Annotated in this window: 16 protein-coding genes; 6 read left to right on the top strand and 10 right to left on the bottom strand. The window is 66.7% G+C overall.

The window, feature by feature from the left end:
* Positions 1-7: 7 nt before the first annotated feature.
* From ACR80S_RS14895 to ACR80S_RS14855, 9 genes are all read right to left on the bottom strand, one after another.
* Positions 8-712 (bottom strand): ABC transporter ATP-binding protein, encoded by a 705-nt coding sequence (locus ACR80S_RS14895; protein ID WP_435401837.1) that lies wholly within the window; start codon positions 710-712, stop codon positions 8-10.
* Positions 699-1,478 (bottom strand): ABC transporter ATP-binding protein, encoded by a 780-nt coding sequence (locus tag ACR80S_RS14890; protein WP_435401838.1) that lies wholly within the window; start codon positions 1,476-1,478, stop codon positions 699-701. Before ACR80S_RS14890 ends, ACR80S_RS14895 begins: the two co-directional genes overlap by 14 nt.
* A gap of 117 nt (positions 1,479-1,595) precedes the next feature.
* Positions 1,596-3,041 (bottom strand): sodium-dependent transporter, encoded by a 1,446-nt coding sequence (locus ACR80S_RS14885; RefSeq protein ID WP_435403690.1) that lies wholly within the window; start codon positions 3,039-3,041, stop codon positions 1,596-1,598.
* A 126-nt stretch (positions 3,042-3,167) separates the two neighbouring features.
* The gene (locus ACR80S_RS14880; RefSeq protein ID WP_435403689.1) at positions 3,168-3,503 is read right to left on the bottom strand and encodes a hypothetical protein; all 336 of its coding nucleotides are present in this window, start codon (positions 3,501-3,503) and stop codon (positions 3,168-3,170) included.
* A gap of 128 nt (positions 3,504-3,631) precedes the next feature.
* Entirely contained in the window at positions 3,632-5,482 is a 1,851-nt protein-coding gene (gene typA / locus ACR80S_RS14875) for a translational GTPase TypA (protein ID WP_435401841.1), read from the bottom strand.
* Positions 5,483-5,693: 211 nt separating this feature from the next.
* The gene (locus tag ACR80S_RS14870; protein WP_435403688.1) at positions 5,694-6,662 is read right to left on the bottom strand and encodes a Bug family tripartite tricarboxylate transporter substrate binding protein; all 969 of its coding nucleotides are present in this window, start codon (positions 6,660-6,662) and stop codon (positions 5,694-5,696) included.
* A 69-nt stretch (positions 6,663-6,731) separates the two neighbouring features.
* Positions 6,732-8,249, bottom strand: a complete 1,518-nt coding sequence (locus tag ACR80S_RS14865; RefSeq protein WP_435403687.1) for a tripartite tricarboxylate transporter permease — start codon at positions 8,247-8,249, stop codon at positions 6,732-6,734.
* A gap of 1 nt (position 8,250) precedes the next feature.
* The gene (locus tag ACR80S_RS14860; RefSeq protein ID WP_435401844.1) at positions 8,251-8,700 is read right to left on the bottom strand and encodes a hypothetical protein; all 450 of its coding nucleotides are present in this window, start codon (positions 8,698-8,700) and stop codon (positions 8,251-8,253) included.
* A gap of 157 nt (positions 8,701-8,857) precedes the next feature.
* A complete protein-coding gene (locus ACR80S_RS14855; RefSeq protein ID WP_435401845.1) occupies positions 8,858-9,403 on the bottom strand; it encodes a hypothetical protein in 546 nt (181 codons plus the stop codon).
* 536 nt (positions 9,404-9,939) lie between these two features.
* On the opposite strand from ACR80S_RS14855, the gene glnA reads away from it, so the two are divergent.
* From glnA to ACR80S_RS14830, 5 genes are all read left to right on the top strand, one after another.
* A complete protein-coding gene (gene glnA / locus ACR80S_RS14850; protein WP_435401846.1) occupies positions 9,940-11,346 on the top strand; it encodes a glutamate--ammonia ligase in 1,407 nt (468 codons plus the stop codon).
* Positions 11,347-11,559: 213 nt separating this feature from the next.
* Positions 11,560-12,126, top strand: a complete 567-nt coding sequence (locus tag ACR80S_RS14845) for a DUF4124 domain-containing protein (RefSeq protein ID WP_435401847.1) — start codon at positions 11,560-11,562, stop codon at positions 12,124-12,126.
* Positions 12,127-12,532: 406 nt separating this feature from the next.
* The gene (glnL, locus tag ACR80S_RS14840; protein ID WP_435401873.1) at positions 12,533-13,579 is read left to right on the top strand and encodes a nitrogen regulation protein NR(II); all 1,047 of its coding nucleotides are present in this window, start codon (positions 12,533-12,535) and stop codon (positions 13,577-13,579) included.
* On the top strand, positions 13,572-14,984 hold the full coding sequence (glnG, locus tag ACR80S_RS14835) for a nitrogen regulation protein NR(I) (RefSeq protein ID WP_435403686.1): 1,413 nt from the start codon (positions 13,572-13,574) through the stop codon (positions 14,982-14,984). The genes glnL and glnG overlap by 8 nt, the downstream gene beginning before the upstream one ends.
* A gap of 124 nt (positions 14,985-15,108) precedes the next feature.
* Positions 15,109-16,452 carry a deoxyguanosinetriphosphate triphosphohydrolase gene (locus ACR80S_RS14830; protein ID WP_435401849.1) on the top strand — a complete coding sequence of 448 codons (1,344 nt, stop codon included), beginning with the start codon at positions 15,109-15,111 and terminating at the stop codon, positions 16,450-16,452.
* A gap of 41 nt (positions 16,453-16,493) precedes the next feature.
* On the opposite strand, the gene ACR80S_RS14825 is transcribed toward ACR80S_RS14830, so the two are convergent.
* Positions 16,494-17,399, bottom strand: a complete 906-nt coding sequence (locus tag ACR80S_RS14825; RefSeq protein WP_435401850.1) for a nuclease-related domain-containing protein — start codon at positions 17,397-17,399, stop codon at positions 16,494-16,496.
* A gap of 234 nt (positions 17,400-17,633) precedes the next feature.
* Between ACR80S_RS14825 and ACR80S_RS14820 the strand changes: the two genes are divergently transcribed.
* The gene (locus ACR80S_RS14820) at positions 17,634-18,491 is read left to right on the top strand and encodes an NAD-dependent protein deacetylase (RefSeq protein ID WP_435403685.1); all 858 of its coding nucleotides are present in this window, start codon (positions 17,634-17,636) and stop codon (positions 18,489-18,491) included.
* The last annotated feature ends 3 nt before the right edge of the window (positions 18,492-18,494 follow it).

Raw genomic sequence — 18,494 nt, 5'->3', positions numbered from 1 at the left:
CCCTGGCCTAGCCGCCCAGGAAGCTCCTGGCCACCTCCGGGTCCGCCAGCAGGGCGGCGCCGGTATCAGTGAAGCGGTTCTGGCCGGCGGCCAGCACGAAGCCCTTGTCGGCGATGGCCAGCGCCTGCTTGGCGTTCTGCTCCACCATCAGGATGCCGACGCCGGCGGCGTTGATCTGCTTCACCTGGGTGAAGATCTCGTTCATGTAGAGGGGCGACAGGCCCGCGGTGGGCTCGTCGAGCAGCAGCAGGCTGGGCTCGGCCATCAGCGCCCGGCCCATGGCCACCATCTGGCGCTGGCCGCCGGAGAGCTCGCCGGCGGGCTGGTGACGCTTGTCATACAGCGGCGGAAAGAAGTCGTAGATCTGCTTGAGCATGCGCCGGGTGTTCTGGGGCTTGAGGAAGGCGCCCATCTCCAGGTTCTCCTTCACCGTGAGGCTCGGGAAGACGTTCTTTTCCTGGGGAACGAAGCCCATGCCCTGCTGCACCAGCTTGTTGGGCGCAAGGTTCTGGATCGGCTCGCCGCGCAGCAGGATCTCGCCCTGGGTGACGCTGAGCAGGCCGAACATGGCCTTGAGCATGGTGGACTTGCCGGCGCCGTTGGGGCCGACGATCACGCCGATCTCGTCGGCTTCGATGGCCATGTTCACCCCGTTGAGGATGTTCATGCCGCCGTAGCCGCCGTAAACGTCGCGCGCATCAAGGAGTGGCATCGTGGGACGCTCCAAAGTAGGCCTCGATGACCTCGGGATTGCTCTGGATCTCCGCGATGGTGCCTTCCACCATCACGCTCCCCTGAGCCAGCACGATCACCGGATCGCAGAGCCGGGCGATCATCTCCATGTCGTGCTCGATGACCAGGAAGGTGTAGCCCAGCTCGCGGTTGAGCCGCCCGATGTTCTCCACCAGGTCGCCGAGCAGGGTGCGGTTCACCCCGGCGGCGATCTCGTCGAGCAACACCACTCGGGCGTCGGTCATCATAGTGCGCCCGAGCTCCAGCAGCTTCTTCTGGCCGCCGGAGAGGTTGCCGGCCAACTCGTTACGCACGTGACGCAGGCCGATGAAGTCGATCACCTCCAGGGCGCGGCGGCGCACCTCCTCCTCCTGCTGCCGGACCCGCCCGGGCTTGAACCAGGCGTCGAAGAGCTGCTCGCCGGCCTGGGCAGGCGGCACCATCATCAGGTTCTCCAGGGCGGTCATCTGGGAAAACTCGTGGGCGATCTGGAAAGTGCGCAACAGCCCCTTGTGGAACAGCGCGTTGGCGGGGCGGTTGGTGATCTCCTCACCGTCGAGCAGCACCTGGCCGCTGTCCAGCGGCAGGGCGCCGGCGATGATATTGAACAGGGTCGACTTGCCGGCGCCGTTGGGGCCGATCAGCCCGGTGATGGAGCCCTTCTCCACCGACAGCGAGCAGTCGTTGATGACCCGAAGGCCGCCGAAGGCCTTGTGGACGTGTCGCACGTCGATCATGGGTGCCATGGAAATATCCGCTATTCTTGTTGCTGTTTTTATTTCTGTTTTTATTTCTGTTTTTTTTGCTGACGCCAGCAAAGCCGCCGGTGGGCGCCGCCGCCCTGGGTAGGGGCGGCGGCACCGTCACCGCTGCTGACTGTCGTCCACCAGGAAGGTGCGACCGGCGGCGAAGGCGCCGACGATCACCAGGGCGCCGATGGCGGGGATCAGGTAGCCCTCCACCTGGGGAATGGCGCGCAGGAAGACGAAGGCCACCGCCGCCGGGGCGACGAAGCGCACCAGGAAGCGCCAGATGGCGAACCAGGTCTCGTTGGTGCGCATCTCCTTCATCACCTCGGAGTGGGTCAGCGCCCAGCCGGCGAAGAGCGCGATCAAAAGGCCGCCCAGGGGCATGAAGATGTTGGTGAGCAGCTCGATGAAGTCGAAGGCGCTGCGCCCGAACAGGGTGTGGAAGATGGTGCCCTCGGCGTAGACATTGAAGCTGACCACGGTGAGCAGGCCCAGCGCCCAGCTGGCCACCACCATGGCAAACACCGCCTGGGGCCGGGTGAGGTCGTAGCGCTCCACCAGGAAGGCGGCCACCGGCTCGATCAGCGAGATGGAAGAGCTGATGGCCGCACCCAGCACCAGGATGAAGAAGACACCGCCGACCAGCGCGCCGAAGGGCATCTCGGCGAAGGCCAGCGGCAGGGTGACGAACATCAGGCCCGGGCCCTGGCCGGCATCCAGGCCGGCGCCGAACACCAGCGAGAAGATCGCCAGGCCCGCCACCATGGCCACGGCGGTGTCGACAATGGCGATGGCCAGCGCGGTGCGGGTCAGGGAGATCTCGCTGGACATGTAGGCGCCGTAGGCCATGATCGCGCCCATGCCGAGGCTCAGGGTGAAGAACGACTGGCCCATGGCGGCCAGCCAGCCCTCGAGGCTCAGGTCGGCGAGGTTGAAGGTGAACAGGAAGCTGGCTGCGGCGGTGAAGTCGCCGTTGGCCACGCCGTAGGCCAGCACCACCAGCAGGATGATGAACAGCGCCGGCATGATGATGCGCAGCCCGCTCTCGATGCCCTTGTGGATGCCCATGCCGACAATCAGCCCCGAGGCGATGATGAACAGGGTGTGGTAGAGGGTCAGCAGGGCCGGCGAGGCGAGCAGGGCGTCGAAGCCGGCGCCGATGGTCTCGGCATCGGCGCCGGCCAGCGAGCCGATGAGCATCTGCCAGGTGTAGTGGATCGCCCAGCCGGCGATCACCGAGTAAAAGCTGAGGATCAGGAAGGCCGAGGCGGCCCCCAGCCAGCCGATGGATTCCCAGGCTCGCGAGGTGTTGTGGGTGCGGGTGAGAAAGCGCATGCCCATGATCGGGCTGCGGCGGCTGTTGCGGCCGAGCATGGTCTCGGCGATCAGGATCGGGATGCCCACGGCGAAGATGGTCAGGGCGTAGACCAGGATGAAGGCGCCGCCGCCGTTCTCCCCGGTGAGGTAGGGAAAGCGCCAGAGGTTGCCGAGACCCACCGCCGAGCCGACGGCGGCCAGCAGGAAGGTCCCCTTGTGGGTCCAGACGTTATGCGTACTCATGAAGGCTCCAGAACGCGAATCGGGTGGCCCAGCGGGCCCGTGCCGCAACTTTGCGACAAAACGCGTTCAGGAGCCAGCTACACAGCGTTTAGCAGGCGTTAAGTTCGCCGATAATGCCCCTATCGACTACTGCCCTTCGTCGTCTTCCTCGTCGTCTTCCTTCGCCTGGCCGATGCGCGGCTCCAGGGCGCGGGCCTCGTCGGGCAGGCGCACGGTGTCGCCCAGGGCGAGCTTGCCGTGGGACTTCAGCCGCCGGCCGTTGTTGACGGCGATGATCGCCGCCACCTCGCCGATGCTGGTGTCCTCCACGTAGGCCGCCACCTTCACTCGCACCACGACGCCCTGGTAGCGCGCCGAGAGGATGTCGCCGGTGCCGGGGGCCGAGTGGCCCGAGGGGTCCTTCTCGAAGTGGCGCATCACGCTGTCGGCGCCGGGGTCGTCCCATTCCACGTGCTTGTGCATGCCTGTTCTCCTGTCTGGGCGGCAGATCGGGGCTGCCAGGCTACCAGCATAGAAGAATCCGGGGCCCATAACGACGACGCCCGCCGCGGGGAAGTCCCGGGCGGGCGTCGTCAGACGTGGCGGCAGCCTTACTTTTTGCTGGCGCGCTTGCGCTCGTTTTCCTTGAGCAGCTTCTTGCGCAGCCGGATGTGATGCGGTGTCACCTCGACCAGCTCGTCGGAGTCCAGAAACTCGATGGCCTGTTCCAGGCTGAACTTCACCGGCGGGGTCAGGACGATGTTCTCGTCGTTGCCCGTGGAGCGCATGTTGTCGAGCTTCTTGCCCTTGGTCGGGTTGACCACCATGTCATTGGCACGGTTGCTGATGCCGATCAGCATGCCTTCATAGACCTCGGTCGCGTGGTCGATAATCAGCTTGCCGCGCTCCTGCAGGGCGTAGAGCGCATAGGCCAGGGCCTTGCCGTCGACCATCGACACCAGCACGCCGTTGCGACGCTCGATTGAGGCATCGGGCTTGAGCGGGCCGTAGTGATCGAAGCGGCTGGTGAGGATGCCGGTGCCGGAGGTCAGGGTCAGGAACTGGCCGCGAAAGCCGATCAGGCCGCGTGCCGGGATGATGAAGTCCAGGCGCACGCGACCCTTGCCGTCGGGGTTCATGTTGGAGAGCTCGCCCTTGCGGTAGCCAAGCTCCTCCATGATGGCGCCCTGGTGCTGCTCCTCGCAGTCGATGATCACTTCCTCGTACGGCTCCTGCTTCTCGCCGTCGATCTCGCGGATGATCACCTCGGGGCGGCCCACGGCCAGTTCGAAGCCTTCGCGACGCATGGTCTCGATCAGCACCGAGAGATGCAGCTCGCCGCGCCCGGAGACCTTGAACTTCTCGGGGGTCTCGCCCGGTTCGACACGCAGCGCCACGTTGTGGATCAGTTCCTGCTCCAGGCGATCCTTGATGTTGCGGCTGGTGACGAACTTGCCGTCCTTGCCCGCGAACGGAGAATCATTGACCTGGAAGGACATGGAGACAGTGGGTTCATCCACCGACAGCGGCGGCAGCGCCTCGACGGCGGCCGGGTCGCACAGGGTGTCGGAGATGGAGAGCGGATCGACGCCCGTGATGCAGACGATGTCGCCGGCGGTGGCCTCGTCGGTCTGCACGCGCTCCAGGCCCAGGTGGGTCATCACCTGGCCGACCTTGCCCTTGCGGGTGGCGCCGTCGGTGCCGATCACGGTGATCTGCTGGTTGGGCTTCACCGAGCCGCGCTTGATGCGGCCCAGGCCGATGACGCCCACGTAGCTGTTGTAGTCCAGCGCGGAGATCTGCATCTGGAAGGGGCCGTTGGCCTCGACCTCGGGCGGCTCGACGATATCGACGATGGCCTGGAACATGGGGGTCATGTCCTCGGCCATCTCCTCGGGGTCCATGCCGGCAATGCCGTTGAGGGCCGAGCAGTAGATGATCGGGAAGTCGAGCTGATCATCGCTGGCGCCGAGGTTGTCGAACAGGTCGAAGATCTGGTCGATGACCCAGTCCGGGCGCGCGCCGGGGCGGTCGATCTTGTTGACCACCACGATCGGCTTGAGACCCTGGGAGAAGGCCTTCTGGGTGACGAAGCGGGTCTGGGGCATGGGGCCGTCGACCGCATCCACCAGCAGCAGCACGCAGTCCACCATCGACATGACCCGCTCGACCTCGCCGCCGAAGTCGGCGTGCCCGGGGGTGTCCACGATGTTGATGCGGTAGTCCTGGCCCTCGGGAGACACCCAGCGGATCGCCGTGTTCTTGGCCAGGATGGTGATGCCGCGTTCCTTCTCCTGGTCACTGGAGTCCATGACGCGCTCCTGCCCCTCGGCCTTGCGGTCCAGCGTGCCGGACTGGCTGAGGAGCTTGTCGACCAGGGTGGTCTTGCCGTGGTCGACGTGGGCGATGATGGCGATGTTGCGCAGGTTACTGACGTCGGTATGGCTAGCGGTCGTGCTCATGAGGTGTGTCTCACTGATAGGTACGCACCTATGTACACGTTGTAATACGTACCCTAGGCGCGGGGCAGGGAATGTAGGGCGCGCATTGTACAGGCTCCCCCGGTTCGGTAATAGCGGATTCGCGCTATCGATGGGCTGTCAACGCGCGACGGGCGCCCCTGGGGCGCCCGTCGCGTGTCACCGGGCCCGGATGCCGGGCCGGAAGAACGGCTTACTCCTGGCCGGGCAGGCCGCCAAGCTCCTCGATCAGCGCCTTGTAGCCCTCGATCTGGTCGCTGAGCAACTGGGTCACTTCGTCCTCGGGCATCCAGGTCACCGGCATCAGGATGCGCTCCTCGGTGATCTCGATGAAGCGCGGGTCTTCGGTGGCCGCCTTGAGGGCCTCGGCCAGGCGCTCCACGTGGGCGTCCGGGGTGTTGTGCGGCACCATCCCGACGCGGATCTCGGCGGCGTTGATGTCATAGCCGGCCTCCGGCAGGGTCGGGGCGTCGGGGAAGGCCACCAGGTGATCCTCGGCCAGGCTCAGCAGCACCGGCATTTCGCCGGTCTCGGTATAGCCGGAGTGGGTGCCGCCGCTGTAGGCGAAGTCGACGTCGCCGGAGAGGATCAGCGGCGCCATGCCGGCGCCGCCGGAGGTGGGTACGATGCGCAGGTCGAGACCCTCCTGCTGGGCGATGTACTCGATGATCATGCGATCCAGCGCGGTCTGGGTGGCGTAGCTGGTGCCGGGGTTCTCCCGGGCATAGGCCACCAGCTCCTCCCAGCTGTCGCCAAACGGGCGATTCTCGCCGGTGACGATGGCCGATTGGCCCAGGGTCACGCCGGCCACGAAGCGGAAATCTTCCAGATCGTAGGTGGTCTCGGCGGAGAGCGGGCCGAAGGTGATGGTCATCGAGGTGCCGAACACGAAGGTGTAGCCCTCGTCGCGGCTGTTGGCCAGGCGGGCCAGGGCCACACCACCGCCGGCGCCGGGCTGGTTGACCACGTTGACCGGCTGGCCGAGCTCCTCGGTCATGATGTCCGCCAGCACGCGGGCCTGGATGTCGGTGCTGCCGCCGGCGCCCCAGCCGACCACCATGGTCACCGGCTTGCTCGGGAATTCATTGGCCTGGGCCATGCCGACCGAGGCGAAGGCCACGGCGGAGGCGAGGAGGGCGGTACCCAGCAGTTGGGTTTTCATGGTTGATACCTCTTGGGTTGCGTTCTTGGGTTGCATTGTGATGTCGGCCTTCACACGGCCGGCCATCGATCAGGCGATAGGGGCCTTGAGCCGCTTGCGAAGCCACTGGCGATAGGCGCTCCAGGTGAGATGGAGCACCAGCAGCACGGTGAAGATGACGAAGGTCAGGGCGATGGGGCGGTCGAGGAGGATGGCGATGTCGCCGCCGGAGAGGATCACCGACTGGCGAAGGTTCATCTCCAGCATCGGGGTGACGATGAAGGCCACCAGGAAGGTCACGAAAGAGTAGTCGAACTTCTTCAGGAAGTAGCCGAAGATCGCGAACACGAACACCGTGATCAGCCCGAAGGTGCCGTAGCCCTGGACCTGGATGCCCGCCAGGCACAGGAAGATCACTACCGGAATCACGATATGCGACGGCACGCTGGTGACCTTGGCGAAGAGCCGCAGGCCGAACCAGCCCACGGCCAGCATCAACACGCTCGCCACGATCATCCCCGAGAACAGGGTGAACAGCATTTCCGGATGGTCGCGCAGCATCAGCGGCCCCACCTGGATGCCGTGGATCATGAAAGCGCCGACCAGCAGCGCCGCCGAGACACTGCCCGGGATGCCCAGGCCGAACAGCGGGATGTAGCTGGCCGGGATTACCGCGTTGTCCGAGGCCTCGGCGGCGGCAATACCCTTGGGGTTGCCCTTGCCGAAGCTGTCCGGATCCTTGTCGGTGCGCTTGGCCAGGCCATAGGCCATGAAGGCGCCCACCGAGGGGCCAAGGCCGGGCAGGGCGCCGACGAAGGCGCCTACCCCGGTGCTCTTGAAGATGGTCGGCAGGGTGCCCTTGAACTCCTGCCAGGAGAGGTCGTCATCGGCCTCCTTGCCCAGCTTGATCACGCTGCCGCCCTTGTTGCGGCGGTACTCGTCGAGCTGCACGAACATCTCGGCCAGGGCCAGGGTGCCGATCACCAGCGGCAGGATTGGCACCCCTTCCATCAGCTCCGCATAGCCGAAGGCCAACCGCATGGTGCCGGTCTCCGGGTCCAGGCCCACGGTGCCCAGGATCACCCCCATGCCGCCGGCGGCCAGGCCCTTTAGGAAGGAGCCCCCCGCCATGCCGGCGATGAAGACCAGCGCGAAGATCAGTATGGCGGCCAGCTCATAGGGACCGAACTTGAGTGCCACCGAGGCGAAGGGAATGGCCACCGCGATCAGCAGCAGGGTGGCCAGTAGGTCGCCGATCACCGAGGCCAGCAGGCCCACCTTGAGCGCCTTGCGCGGCTTGCCCGCGTTGGCCATGGGGTAGCCGTCCAGGCAGGTCGCCGCCGAGGAGGGCTCGCCGGGAGTGTTGAGCAGGATCGCCGAGACCGCGCTGCCCGCGGCGGTGCCCTTGGAGAGTCCGATCAGGAAGGCGATTGCCGCATAGGCCGACATGTAGAAGGTCAGCGGGATGGCGATGGCGATGGCCACCGCGCGGTTCAGGCCCGGGATGACCCCGACGATATAACCCAGTAGCACCCCGCCGAGGATGACGACGATGGATTCGTAGTGAAAGGCGGCCGCGAAGGAGTTGAAGATGGCATCGACGCCCATGTCATACCACTCCTATGCGCATCAGGTGGACGGTCAGCCCATACAGAGCAGCGGTGGGGATGGTCGCGGTCAGCAGCAGCACGTGCCAGCGCCGTTCGCCGAGGATCAGCAGCAGCCCGGCGATCAGTGCCGGGGCCACCCAAGTCAGCGGCAGGCGATCGATGGCCACGATGAAGACCAGCACGTAGAGGAAGGGCCAGGTCTGGTGCCAGAGGCCGAGCAGATCGGGTCGGGCCGCGAAGGGCTCACGAGCGCGCCGCAGCGCGATGGCGCTGACCAGACTGAGCGCAAGGGCGCAGCCCAGCATTACCCAGGCGCCCAGCGTGGCCAGGGTGCGGGGGTGCATGCCGACGGCGAAACCGCGGCCGCCCCAGGTGGGAATGACCCAGGCCAGCAGGAGCAGCGACACGGCGGCAACCCCCAGGCCGGACCAGAAATTCTTGCGTCTCATTTCAGGGTTGGCGGTCATTTCTTGTTGCGCACGGCCGGGTTGTCAGTGAAGTCGTCAACCCTATCGAGAGCCCTCGGCGGGCTCAATTTCGGCCTGCGACGGGCAGTCAACGTATGCGGAATGGTTAATCGAATGGCGGACAGGGTGAGTGTCGGTGTCAGAGGCCACCTGGCTTCACCCGAGCGCCGCAGGCGTGCAGCCGCTCCAGTAGCTCGTCCAGGGCGGCGTCGTCCAGGGCGGCGTCGCAGCCCCCGATGCGCTCGAACCAGGTGCGAGACAGACACAGGCCTTCGCCATGGGGCAGCCGTCTGATCCAAGCCAGCAGGCGCTGCAACGAGCCGCGGTGCAGGGTAGGCATCAGGGCGGCATCGAACCTCCCCTTGGCAACCTCGGTGGCCAGTTGCTCCAGCGCCTCGGCGCTGGTGGCATTGCCGATACTGGGAAAGACCAGTACCTCGCCGCTGCTGCGGGCGATGGCGTCGTTGATGCGTTGCCCCAGGGGGGCGGGTGAGACGCCGAGCAGGCGCGCTCCGAAATGCTGGGCGATGCGAGGCAAGCGGGGGTCACCAGTATCGTCAATGATCCGCAGGGCGAAGGGGGTAGCGTCGGTACTTGCCAGCGGTGCGACCACGGCCAACTGCCGCGGCAGGCGGGAGCCGGCGCTGCGGGCGTCGATGAAAATGCAGCCGGTGAAATCGCTCATGCGAACTCCAGAATGGGGCCGCACCATGGGGGCACGGACCGGCTGCCAGGGTTCGCTGCCGGTGCCTAAAGGCGTCGTAAGCGAGTGTAGTCGTTGGTCAGTGTGCGTATCAAAGGGTTGTGGCGCGGTTTTTCTGGTTAGGCATTGGGTGGTTTTGCCCGTCGACTGCCCTTTGCCGGGTATGAGCAACGTCATGCGCGCTTTCGGAGTGCATTGGCGAGGCTTTGTGCACCCATATGGTGCATTTGCTGGGGCGATACGCTGGCGGAGCGTGCCATAAGGGCGTCGCTGATTCAGGCTGGTGCGCCGAATGCTCCCGTTTTATACAGTTAAACCAGTTGGTTGTTTGTTTTTTGCCGCATCGGGGTGCAGTGTTGGCATGGCGCGTGCAATGTATTAGGCAGCGCCGGAAAGAATACCGGCAGCCGTGGGCAGGTGGTCCGCGGCATGCTACAACGTCGCAGTACCTTGATTTCGCACTACCCCGAATTCGCACTATCCAAGGTTTCGAACCAAGCTCAACCCCGGAGGACACCATGTCTGCCAAGACTCTCGCCCTGATTGAAGAACATGACGTGAAGTGGGTCGATCTGCGCTTCACCGATACCCGTGGTAAGGAACAGCATGTCACCATTCCGGCCCGTGACGTGGACGAGGAGTTTTTCGAGAACGGCCAGATGTTCGATGGCTCTTCCATCTCCGGCTGGAAGGGCATCAACGAGTCCGACATGATCCTGCGTCCGGAAGACGGCACCGCCTTCCTCGATCCCTTCACCGAGGACTCCACCCTGGTGCTGCGCTGCGACATCATCGAGCCGGCCACCATGCAGGGCTACGAGCGTGATCCGCGCTCCATCGCCAAGCGCGCCGAGGCCTACCTGCAGTCCACCGGCCTGGGCGATACCGCCTTCTTCGGCCCGGAGCCCGAATTCTTCATCTTCGACGAGGTGCACTGGAAGTCCGATATCGAGGGCTCCATGTACAAGATCTCCTCGGAAGAGGGTGCCTGGTCCACCGACCGCGCCATCGAGGGCGGCAACCTGGCCCACCGTCCGCGCGTCAAGGGCGGCTACTTCCCGGTGCCCCCGGTGGACAGCTTCCACGACATCCGCGGCGCCATGTGCAACACCTTGGAGGCGATCGGCCAGACCGTGGAGGTGCACCACCATGAGGTGGCCAACGCTGGCCAGAATGAGATCGGGATCAAGTTCAATACCCTGGTCAAGAAGGCCGACGAGGTCCAGGAGATGAAGTACGTGATCCACAACGTGGCTCACGCCTACGGCAAGACCGCCACCTTCATGCCCAAGCCGCTGGTCGGCGACAACGGCAGCGGGATGCACGTGCACCAGTCGTTCTGGAAGGAGGGCAACAACCAGTTCGCGGGTGACGAGTACGCCGGTCTCTCCGAGATGGCGATCTACTACATCGGCGGCATCATCAAGCATGCCCGGGCCCTGAACGCCTTCGCCAACGCTTCCACCAACTCCTACAAGCGTCTGGTGCCTGGCTTCGAGGCGCCGGTGATGCTGGCCTACAGCGCCCGCAACCGCTCCGCCTCCATCCGTATCCCCTACACCGCCAGCCCCAAGGGCAAGCGCGTGGAGCTCCGCTTCCCGGACCCGACCGCCAACCCCTACCTGTGCTTCGCAGCGATGTTGATGGCCGGTATCGACGGCATCAAGAACAAGATCCACCCCGGCGACGCCATGGACAAGAACCTCTATGACTTGCCGCCGGAAGAAGGCAAGGCCGTGCCGACCGTGGCCCACAGCCTCGACCAGGCCCTGGAGGCGCTGGACCAGGACCGCGCCTTCCTGACCGAGGGTGGCGTGTTCACCGATGACATGATCGATGCCTACATCGAACTGAAGATGGAAGACGTGGAACGCATCCGCATGACCACTCACCCCATTGAATTCGACATGTACTACAGCTGCTAACGGCTAACGGCCGATGACGGCATCGGCCAGGCGCCAAGCGACCTGGCCGGGCACCGACGCTGCGGCGTTGATCGAAAAGGGGTTCCGCCATGGCGGAACCCCTTTATCTTGTTCACTATCCAAGGGAGCACCAACGACGGGAGTCGTGCGCCGCAGACGCAATGTGCGACTCCATCCACAGACCGCCGGGAAGGCGGCGCGCAGGGGGTATCCATGAACAAGGCCGTGATGGCACTGGTGGTGGGGCTGTCATTCAGCCTGGCCGCCCAGGCCCAGACGATCTATCGCACCACCGACGCCCAGGGCAACGTGGTCTTCACCGACAATCCGGACCGGGGCGGCGAGCAGGTGGAACTCGCGCCACTGACCGTGGTGCCCTCCAGCGGTGAGGTGCGCACCGGCCAGCCGGCGCCGCGCCTCGAGGGCAGCGGTGCGGCCGCCGCGACGGGCTCCCCCGGGCAGCCCTTCATGCCCTATGACGGCTTCCGCATCCTCTCGCCCGGCCATGAGCAGGCCTTCCCGGTGGGGTCGGCGGGCAACGTGTCGGTGGAGCTGGGCATCGAGCCCGACCTGCGCGAGGACCATCGGGTACGCCTGCTAGTGGATGGCCAGGTGAGCCAGACGGCGATGCATACCACGGCCTTCATGGTGGCCAACATGAATCCCGGCGAGCATGTGCTGCAGGCCGAGCTTCTCGACGGCAGCGGTGCCGTTCGCCACCGCAGCTCACCGGTGACCATCTACGTGCACCGAGCCAGGGTTAACCGCCCCGCCAATTAGCTGCCCCCGCGCTGGGCGCCCTGGCCGTGGTGTCCGGACGGAAGCCCGAGGCCCTGTCGCCCCTACCACGGGGGTGATCGGCCTCACTGGCCCGTGAAACCGGTGCCTCCACCCGTCGAGGCGCCGTCGCCGCTGCGTCGCGGAGACGAAAGGGTTCGCCGGCTGCCCGCAGAAGATCCCCCGCTGCGCCGTCGTGAGGAACGCGGCTCCGGCCGCTGAGCCTTCGTGGGGCGACGGGCGCACCAGGATTGGCCGTCGCGACGTGCAGGCTTTCTCGTTATGCCTTATTTTGGTGCGTTAGCGCTGTGACGCGACAGCGCGGGCCCTTGGTGTGGGAGCTCGCGAATCTGGCGCGCTTCTTGCATCCGCTTGGTGTCTTCCCCCAGGATCCGACATGGCCGACTCGATGTACCAACGCTTGATGGAGCACCTCTCTACCGCCGTGGTCCTGCTGGACGGCGAGCTGAGGCTGCAATGGATGAACCCTGCCGCCGAGGCGCTGCTGGCGATCAGCCTCAGCCGGGTGAAGTGTGGGGCGCTGTGCGCCCTGATGGAGAGCGATGATGGGCTCGGTGAGGTCCTGGGCAAGGCGCGGGACGAGTGCCACCCCTTCACCCAGCGCGAAGCGCGCCTGACCCTGCTGGGCGGTGAGACACTTACCGTGGACTACACGGTCACGCCGCTCTCCCGGGAGGAGTTGCTGCTGGAGATCGAGCCCCGCGACCGGTTGATGCGCATCTCCCGGGAGGAGGCGCTGATGACCCGTCAGGAGACCATCAAGGTGCTGACTCGCGGCCTGGCCCATGAGGTGAAAAATCCCCTCGGTGGCATCCGCGGGGCGGCCCAACTGCTGGAGCGCGACCTCGACGATCCGAACCTCAAGGAGTTCACACGGATCATCGTCGAGGAGGTGGACCGGCTGCGCGACCTGGTGGACTCCATGCTGGGCCCCAACCGCATGACCCGCCACGAGCCGCTCAATATCCACAAGGTGCTGGAGCGGGTGCGCTCGCTGCTGATTGTCGAGCACCCCGAGGTGCGGGTCGAACGCGACTATGACCCCAGCCTGCCCGATCTCGCCGGCGACGAGGCGCAGATGATCCAGGCGCTGCTCAACGTGGCGCGCAACGCCGTGGAGGCGATGACCGAGGCGGGCACACCCGGGCCTCGGCTGGTGCTGCGCACCCGGGCGCGGCGTCAGTTCACCCTGGGGGCGGAGCGTCACCGCCTGGTGTGCGAGGTGGCGGTTATCGACAACGGCCCGGGAGTGCCCGAGGCGCTGCGCGAGACGCTCTTCTATCCCATGGTTTCGGGTCGCGCCGAAGGCAGTGGCCTGGGGCTCTCCATCGCCCAGGCGATCCTGCACCAGCACCAGGGCCTGATCGAATGTGATTCCGTGCCCGGACAGACCGAATTCCGACTGCTGATTCCCCTGGAGAAGCGCCATGACTGACGCTGCACGCGTGGTGGTCGTCGATGACGACCGCGCCATCCGCTGGGTGCTCGAACGTGCCCTCGCCCAACCCGATCTCGACGTGGAGTGCATCGAGCGCGCCGACACGGCCCTGCAGCGCTTGCTCGACACCCCGCCCGATGTGCTGGTTACCGATATCCGCATGCCGGGAATCGATGGCCTGGACCTGATGGCCCGGGTGCGCGAGGCCCATCCCGACCTGCCGGTGATCGTGATGACCGCCCACTCCGACCTGGACAGTGCGGTGGCCTCCTACCAGGGTGGCGCCTTCGAGTACCTGCCCAAGCCCTTCGACGTGGACGAGGCGCTGGCGCTGGTGCGGCGCGCCGTGGCCCACGCCAGGGAGCGCCAGCGTCCCGTGAGCGTGCCCGAGGGGCTGGGCGCCGAGATCATCGGCGAGGCCCCGGCCATGCAGGAGGTGTTTCGCGCCATCGGTCGGCTGTCGCACTCGCACATCACGGTGCTGATCAACGGCGAGTCGGGTACCGGCAAGGAGCGGGTGGCCCGGGCCCTCCACCAGCACAGCCCGCGGGCCGGCAAGCCCTTCATCGCGCTGAACATGGCGGCGATCCCCAAGGACCTGATCGAGTCGGAGCTGTTTGGCCACGAGAAGGGCGCCTTCACCGGTGCGGCCGCCCAGCGCCAGGGGCGCTTCGAGCAGGCCGATGGCGGCACCCTGTTCCTGGACGAGATCGGCGACATGCCTGCCGAGACCCAGACCCGCCTGCTGCGGGTGCTAGCCGACGGCGAGTTCTACCGGGTCGGTGGCCATACGCCGGTGAAGGTGGATGTGCGCATCATCGCCGCCACCCACCAGAACCTCGAGAACCTGGTGGATGACGGGCGCTTCCGCGAGGACCTCTTCCACCGCCTCAACGTGATCCGCGTGCATCTGCCGAAGCTGGCCGAGCGGCGCGAGGACATCCCCCAACTGGCCCGCCACTTCCTGGCCGAGGCGGCCAAGGAGCTCTCCACCGACATCAAGGTGCTGACCCCCGAGGCCGAGACCCACCTGACCCGCCTGCCCTGGCCGGGCAACGTGCGACAGCTGGAGAACACCTGTCGCTGGCTGACGGTGATGGCCTCCGGTCGCGAGATCCTGGTGGAGGACCTGCCGCCGGAGCTGCGCGGCAGCGACGGGGGCTTTGCGCCCAGCGGCGACTGGCGGGCGGCCTTTCGCGACTGGGCCGACCGCGCCCTGGCCGCGGGGCACACCCACCTGCTGGAGGAGGCCGTGCCGGACTTCGAGCGCATCCTCATCGAGACCGCGCTGCGCCACACCGGCGGGCGCAAGGGCGAGGCCGCCGAGCTGCTCGGCTGGGGTCGCAATACCCTGTCGCGTAAATTGAAGACATTGCTGCCGGCGCTGGCCGACGGGGACTGACCCCCTCAGGCCTGTCGACGGCGACACCTCGAGAGGTACAGCCTTCGGCCGGCGTTCCCGCGCGCCAGGGCTGGGCGGCGGCGGCGGCGGCTGCCAGAATGGGCCTCTCAAGGAGAGATCGCCCATGACGCAGATGAGCTGGGAGCGGCTGCTGGATCCGAGTCGCCTGCACGACCGGCGCGATGAGCGCCCCGGTGGCGGCCGCGACGAGATCGGCCGCAGTCCCTTCCACAAGGACCACGACCGCATCGTCTTCGCCGGTTCCTTCCGGCGCCTGGGACGCAAGACCCAGGTGCATCCGTTGACCGAAAACGACCATATCCATACCCGCCTGACCCACTCCCTGGAGGTGGGCTGCGTGGGCCGATCGCTGGGCATGATCGTCGGCGAGCGGCTCAGCGGCCGTCTGCCCGGATGGATCACCCCGGCCGATATGGGAGTGATCGTCCAGGCGGCCTGCCTGGGCCACGATATCGGCAATCCGCCCTTCGGCCATGCCGGCGAGTACGCCATTCGCGACTGGTTCGCCCGCGCTAACGGCAGCGGCCTGCTCGAGGGCTTGTCAGAACTCGAGCGAAAGGACCTGCTCACCTACGAGGGCAACGCCCAGGGCTTTCGCATCGTCACCCAGGTCGAATACAACCAGTTTCGCGGCGGCATGCGCCTGACCACGGCGACCCTGGGCACCCTGCTCAAGTACCCCTGGACGGTGGAGCACGGCGGGGCGGCCGGCAAGTTCGGCTGCTACCAGAGCGAGCGCGAGCTGCTGGTCGAGGTCGCCGCGCGGCTGGGGCTGCTACCCCAGGGCCAGGGGCGCTGGTGTCGCCACCCGCTGGCCTGGCTGGTGGAGGCCGCCGACGACATCTGCTATGCGCTGCTCGACCTGGAGGATGGCCTGGAGATGGGTATCCTGCGCTTCGAGGAGGTCGCCGAGGTGTTGATCCAGATCGCCGGCGGCGAACCGGCGGACTACGCGGCCATGCAGCGTCACGGAGTCTCCCAGCGGCGGCGCATCGCCGCCCTGCGAGGGGCGGCCATGGAGCGGGCGGTAAACGACGTGGGGGCGGTCTTCGTGCAGCACGAGGCGGAGCTGCTGGGGGGGCGCCTGCGGCAGGACCTGCTGGAGCTCTGCCATCCGGACCTGGATTGGGGCGTCAAGGCCGCCAAGCAGCTGGCCCGGGAGCGGATCTTCCAGAATGAGCGCAAGGCCAAGCTGGAAATTGGTGCCTATACCACGCTGGGCATCCTGCTGGAGGCCTTTATCGGGGCCGCACACGAGCTCCACCATACCGGTCACTCGACCTTCAAGCACCAGCGGGTGCTGGCGCTGATCGGCGAGAACACTCCGCGCCCCTCCTGGTCGCTCTACGACAGCTATCGGCGCATGCTTGATTTCATCGGTGGCATGACCGACCACTACGCCGTGGATCTGGCCCAGGAGATGGGAGGCCGGCTGCGGGGGGACTGAGGGGTGGAGCGCCCGGTCATGTCAACCAGGCCAGTGTCACCCTAGTCGGGGTGGCCCGGCAGTCGCTCCAGGCGGGCGACGCGCTCCATCAGCACGCCGATCACGGCGTCGTGGGTCTGGTTATCGAACTCACCGGGGCAGAGCTCGGCGAGTCGGTCGGCCAGGGCTTCGCCGCTGACCACCAGCAGGTCATCGGGGCCCTGGCGGGCGTCCACGTCCCAGCCGGGCAGCGTCAGGACGCCCATGACCGGCACCGTGCGGCCGGTGAGCTCGGTGAGCCAGCCGCCCATCCACCCCGTCAGCTCGCGGGTCTTTTCCAGCGGCTGGCGCTCGCTCCAGCCGGGGAAGCGCAGGCGTGAGGGTTCCACGGTGACCAGGTTGATCTCCTTGCCGGCGGGGGTGAAGGGCCGAGTGCGTGCGCGGGTTTCCACCACGAAGACGCCGCAGGGGGTGACCACCACGTGGTTGATGCGGGTGCCCTTGGCCGGTACATCGTGGAAGACGTAATAGGGGTGCGCCTCGGGGCGTATCAGGCGCTCCAGTTCCTGGCCCACCGCCAGCTCGCAGGCCAGGCCCAGCTTCAGGCGACGGATGCGCTGGAAGTCGCGCATCAGCAGAAAGCAGAACAGCAGCACCAGCAGGGTGCTGAACACGCCATAGAGGGCCCACTCGACCCAGGCCTGCTCGCTGGCGAAGAGCATGCGGCCCATGCCGTAGACCAGCGGCGCCAGGGAGGCGATCGGCCCCAGGGCGCCGTTGAGGAACAGGTCGGCGAAGGCGCGGTCCAGGCGGTCGCGCAGGGCCTGGCCGGGTTCGCGCAGCGGGTGGGCGTCGAAGGGGGAGCGTACCCGGGCGTCGTGCAGGTTGCGCAGCGCCACCACGATCACCGCCAGGGCGGCCAGGGGGAAGACGAAGATCAGGGGGAGCAGGTATTCCAGCCAGGCCATCGGGGTTCCTTGCCCATCAGTGAGGGAGTGGCGGAGTGACGAGACGGTGGGCCCATTCTAGACAACCTTGACCCTCCGGGGCCATGCTCTTTCGGCGTGCGGTACTTTTGGCAACTGTTGGCGCTATTGGCAACTGTTGGCGCTTTTGGTAACAGTTGGCACTTTCGGCGCTTCTGGCACTCGGCTAATGGTGGGTACGCACCTATCTCGACACACTGCAGGGAGACCACCGGCATGACGTCAGCCATTCAGGGCATGACGCTGGGCGTCGAGGCGCGCCAGGCGCTGGGTGACTTCGCGACCCGCTATCCGCGTCTGGCGGTGCTCACCGGCGCCGGCGTCAGCACCGGTAGCGGGATTCCCGACTATCGCGACCGGCACGGTGAATGGAAGCGTTCGCCGCCCATGCAGCACCAGCAGTTCATGGGCAGCCACGCCGCACGGCAGCGCTACTGGGCGCGGGCCCTGGCGGGTTTTCGGGTGCTCGGTGAGGCACGGCCCAACCCGGCCCATCGGCTGCTGGCCGAACTGGAGGGCCTGGGGCGGATCAGCGGGGTGATCACCCAGAACGTGGATGGCCTGCACCAGCGGGCGGGGTCGCGGCGGGTCATCGACCTGCACGGTCGCGCCGACCGGGTGCGCTGCATGGCCTGCGGGGCGAGTCGCATGCGCCACGCGCTTCATGCCGAGCTTGCCCGGCTCAATCCCCGCTGGGCCGACGTGTCGGCCCGGGCGGCGCCCGATGGCGATGCCGATCTGGAGGCCGATTTCTCCGACTTCCGAGTGCCCGACTGCTCCCGCTGCGGCAGCGGCATCTGGAAGCCCGACGTGGTGTTCTTCGGCGACAGCGTGCCCCGGGAAAGCGTGGCGCGGGCCTTTGCGCTGGTGGAGGAGAGCGATGCCCTGCTGGTGGTGGGCTCTTCGCTGATGGTCTTCTCAGGCTTTCGCTTCGCCCGGGCCGCCGCCCGCGATGGCAAGCCCATCGCCTGCTTCAACCTCGGCCGTACCCGCGCCGATGATCTTTACGCGCTCAAGGTGGAGGCGCCGGTGGAGGCCTCCCTGGCTGCCCTGCGCGACTGCTGCGGCGCCTGACCG

The organism is Halomonas salsilacus, from assembly GCF_051216275.1.
Lineage (GTDB): Bacteria > Pseudomonadota > Gammaproteobacteria > Pseudomonadales > Halomonadaceae > Halomonas.
The sequence above is the reverse complement of the archived record's forward strand: the minus strand, read 5'-3'. Positions and strand labels throughout refer to the sequence as shown.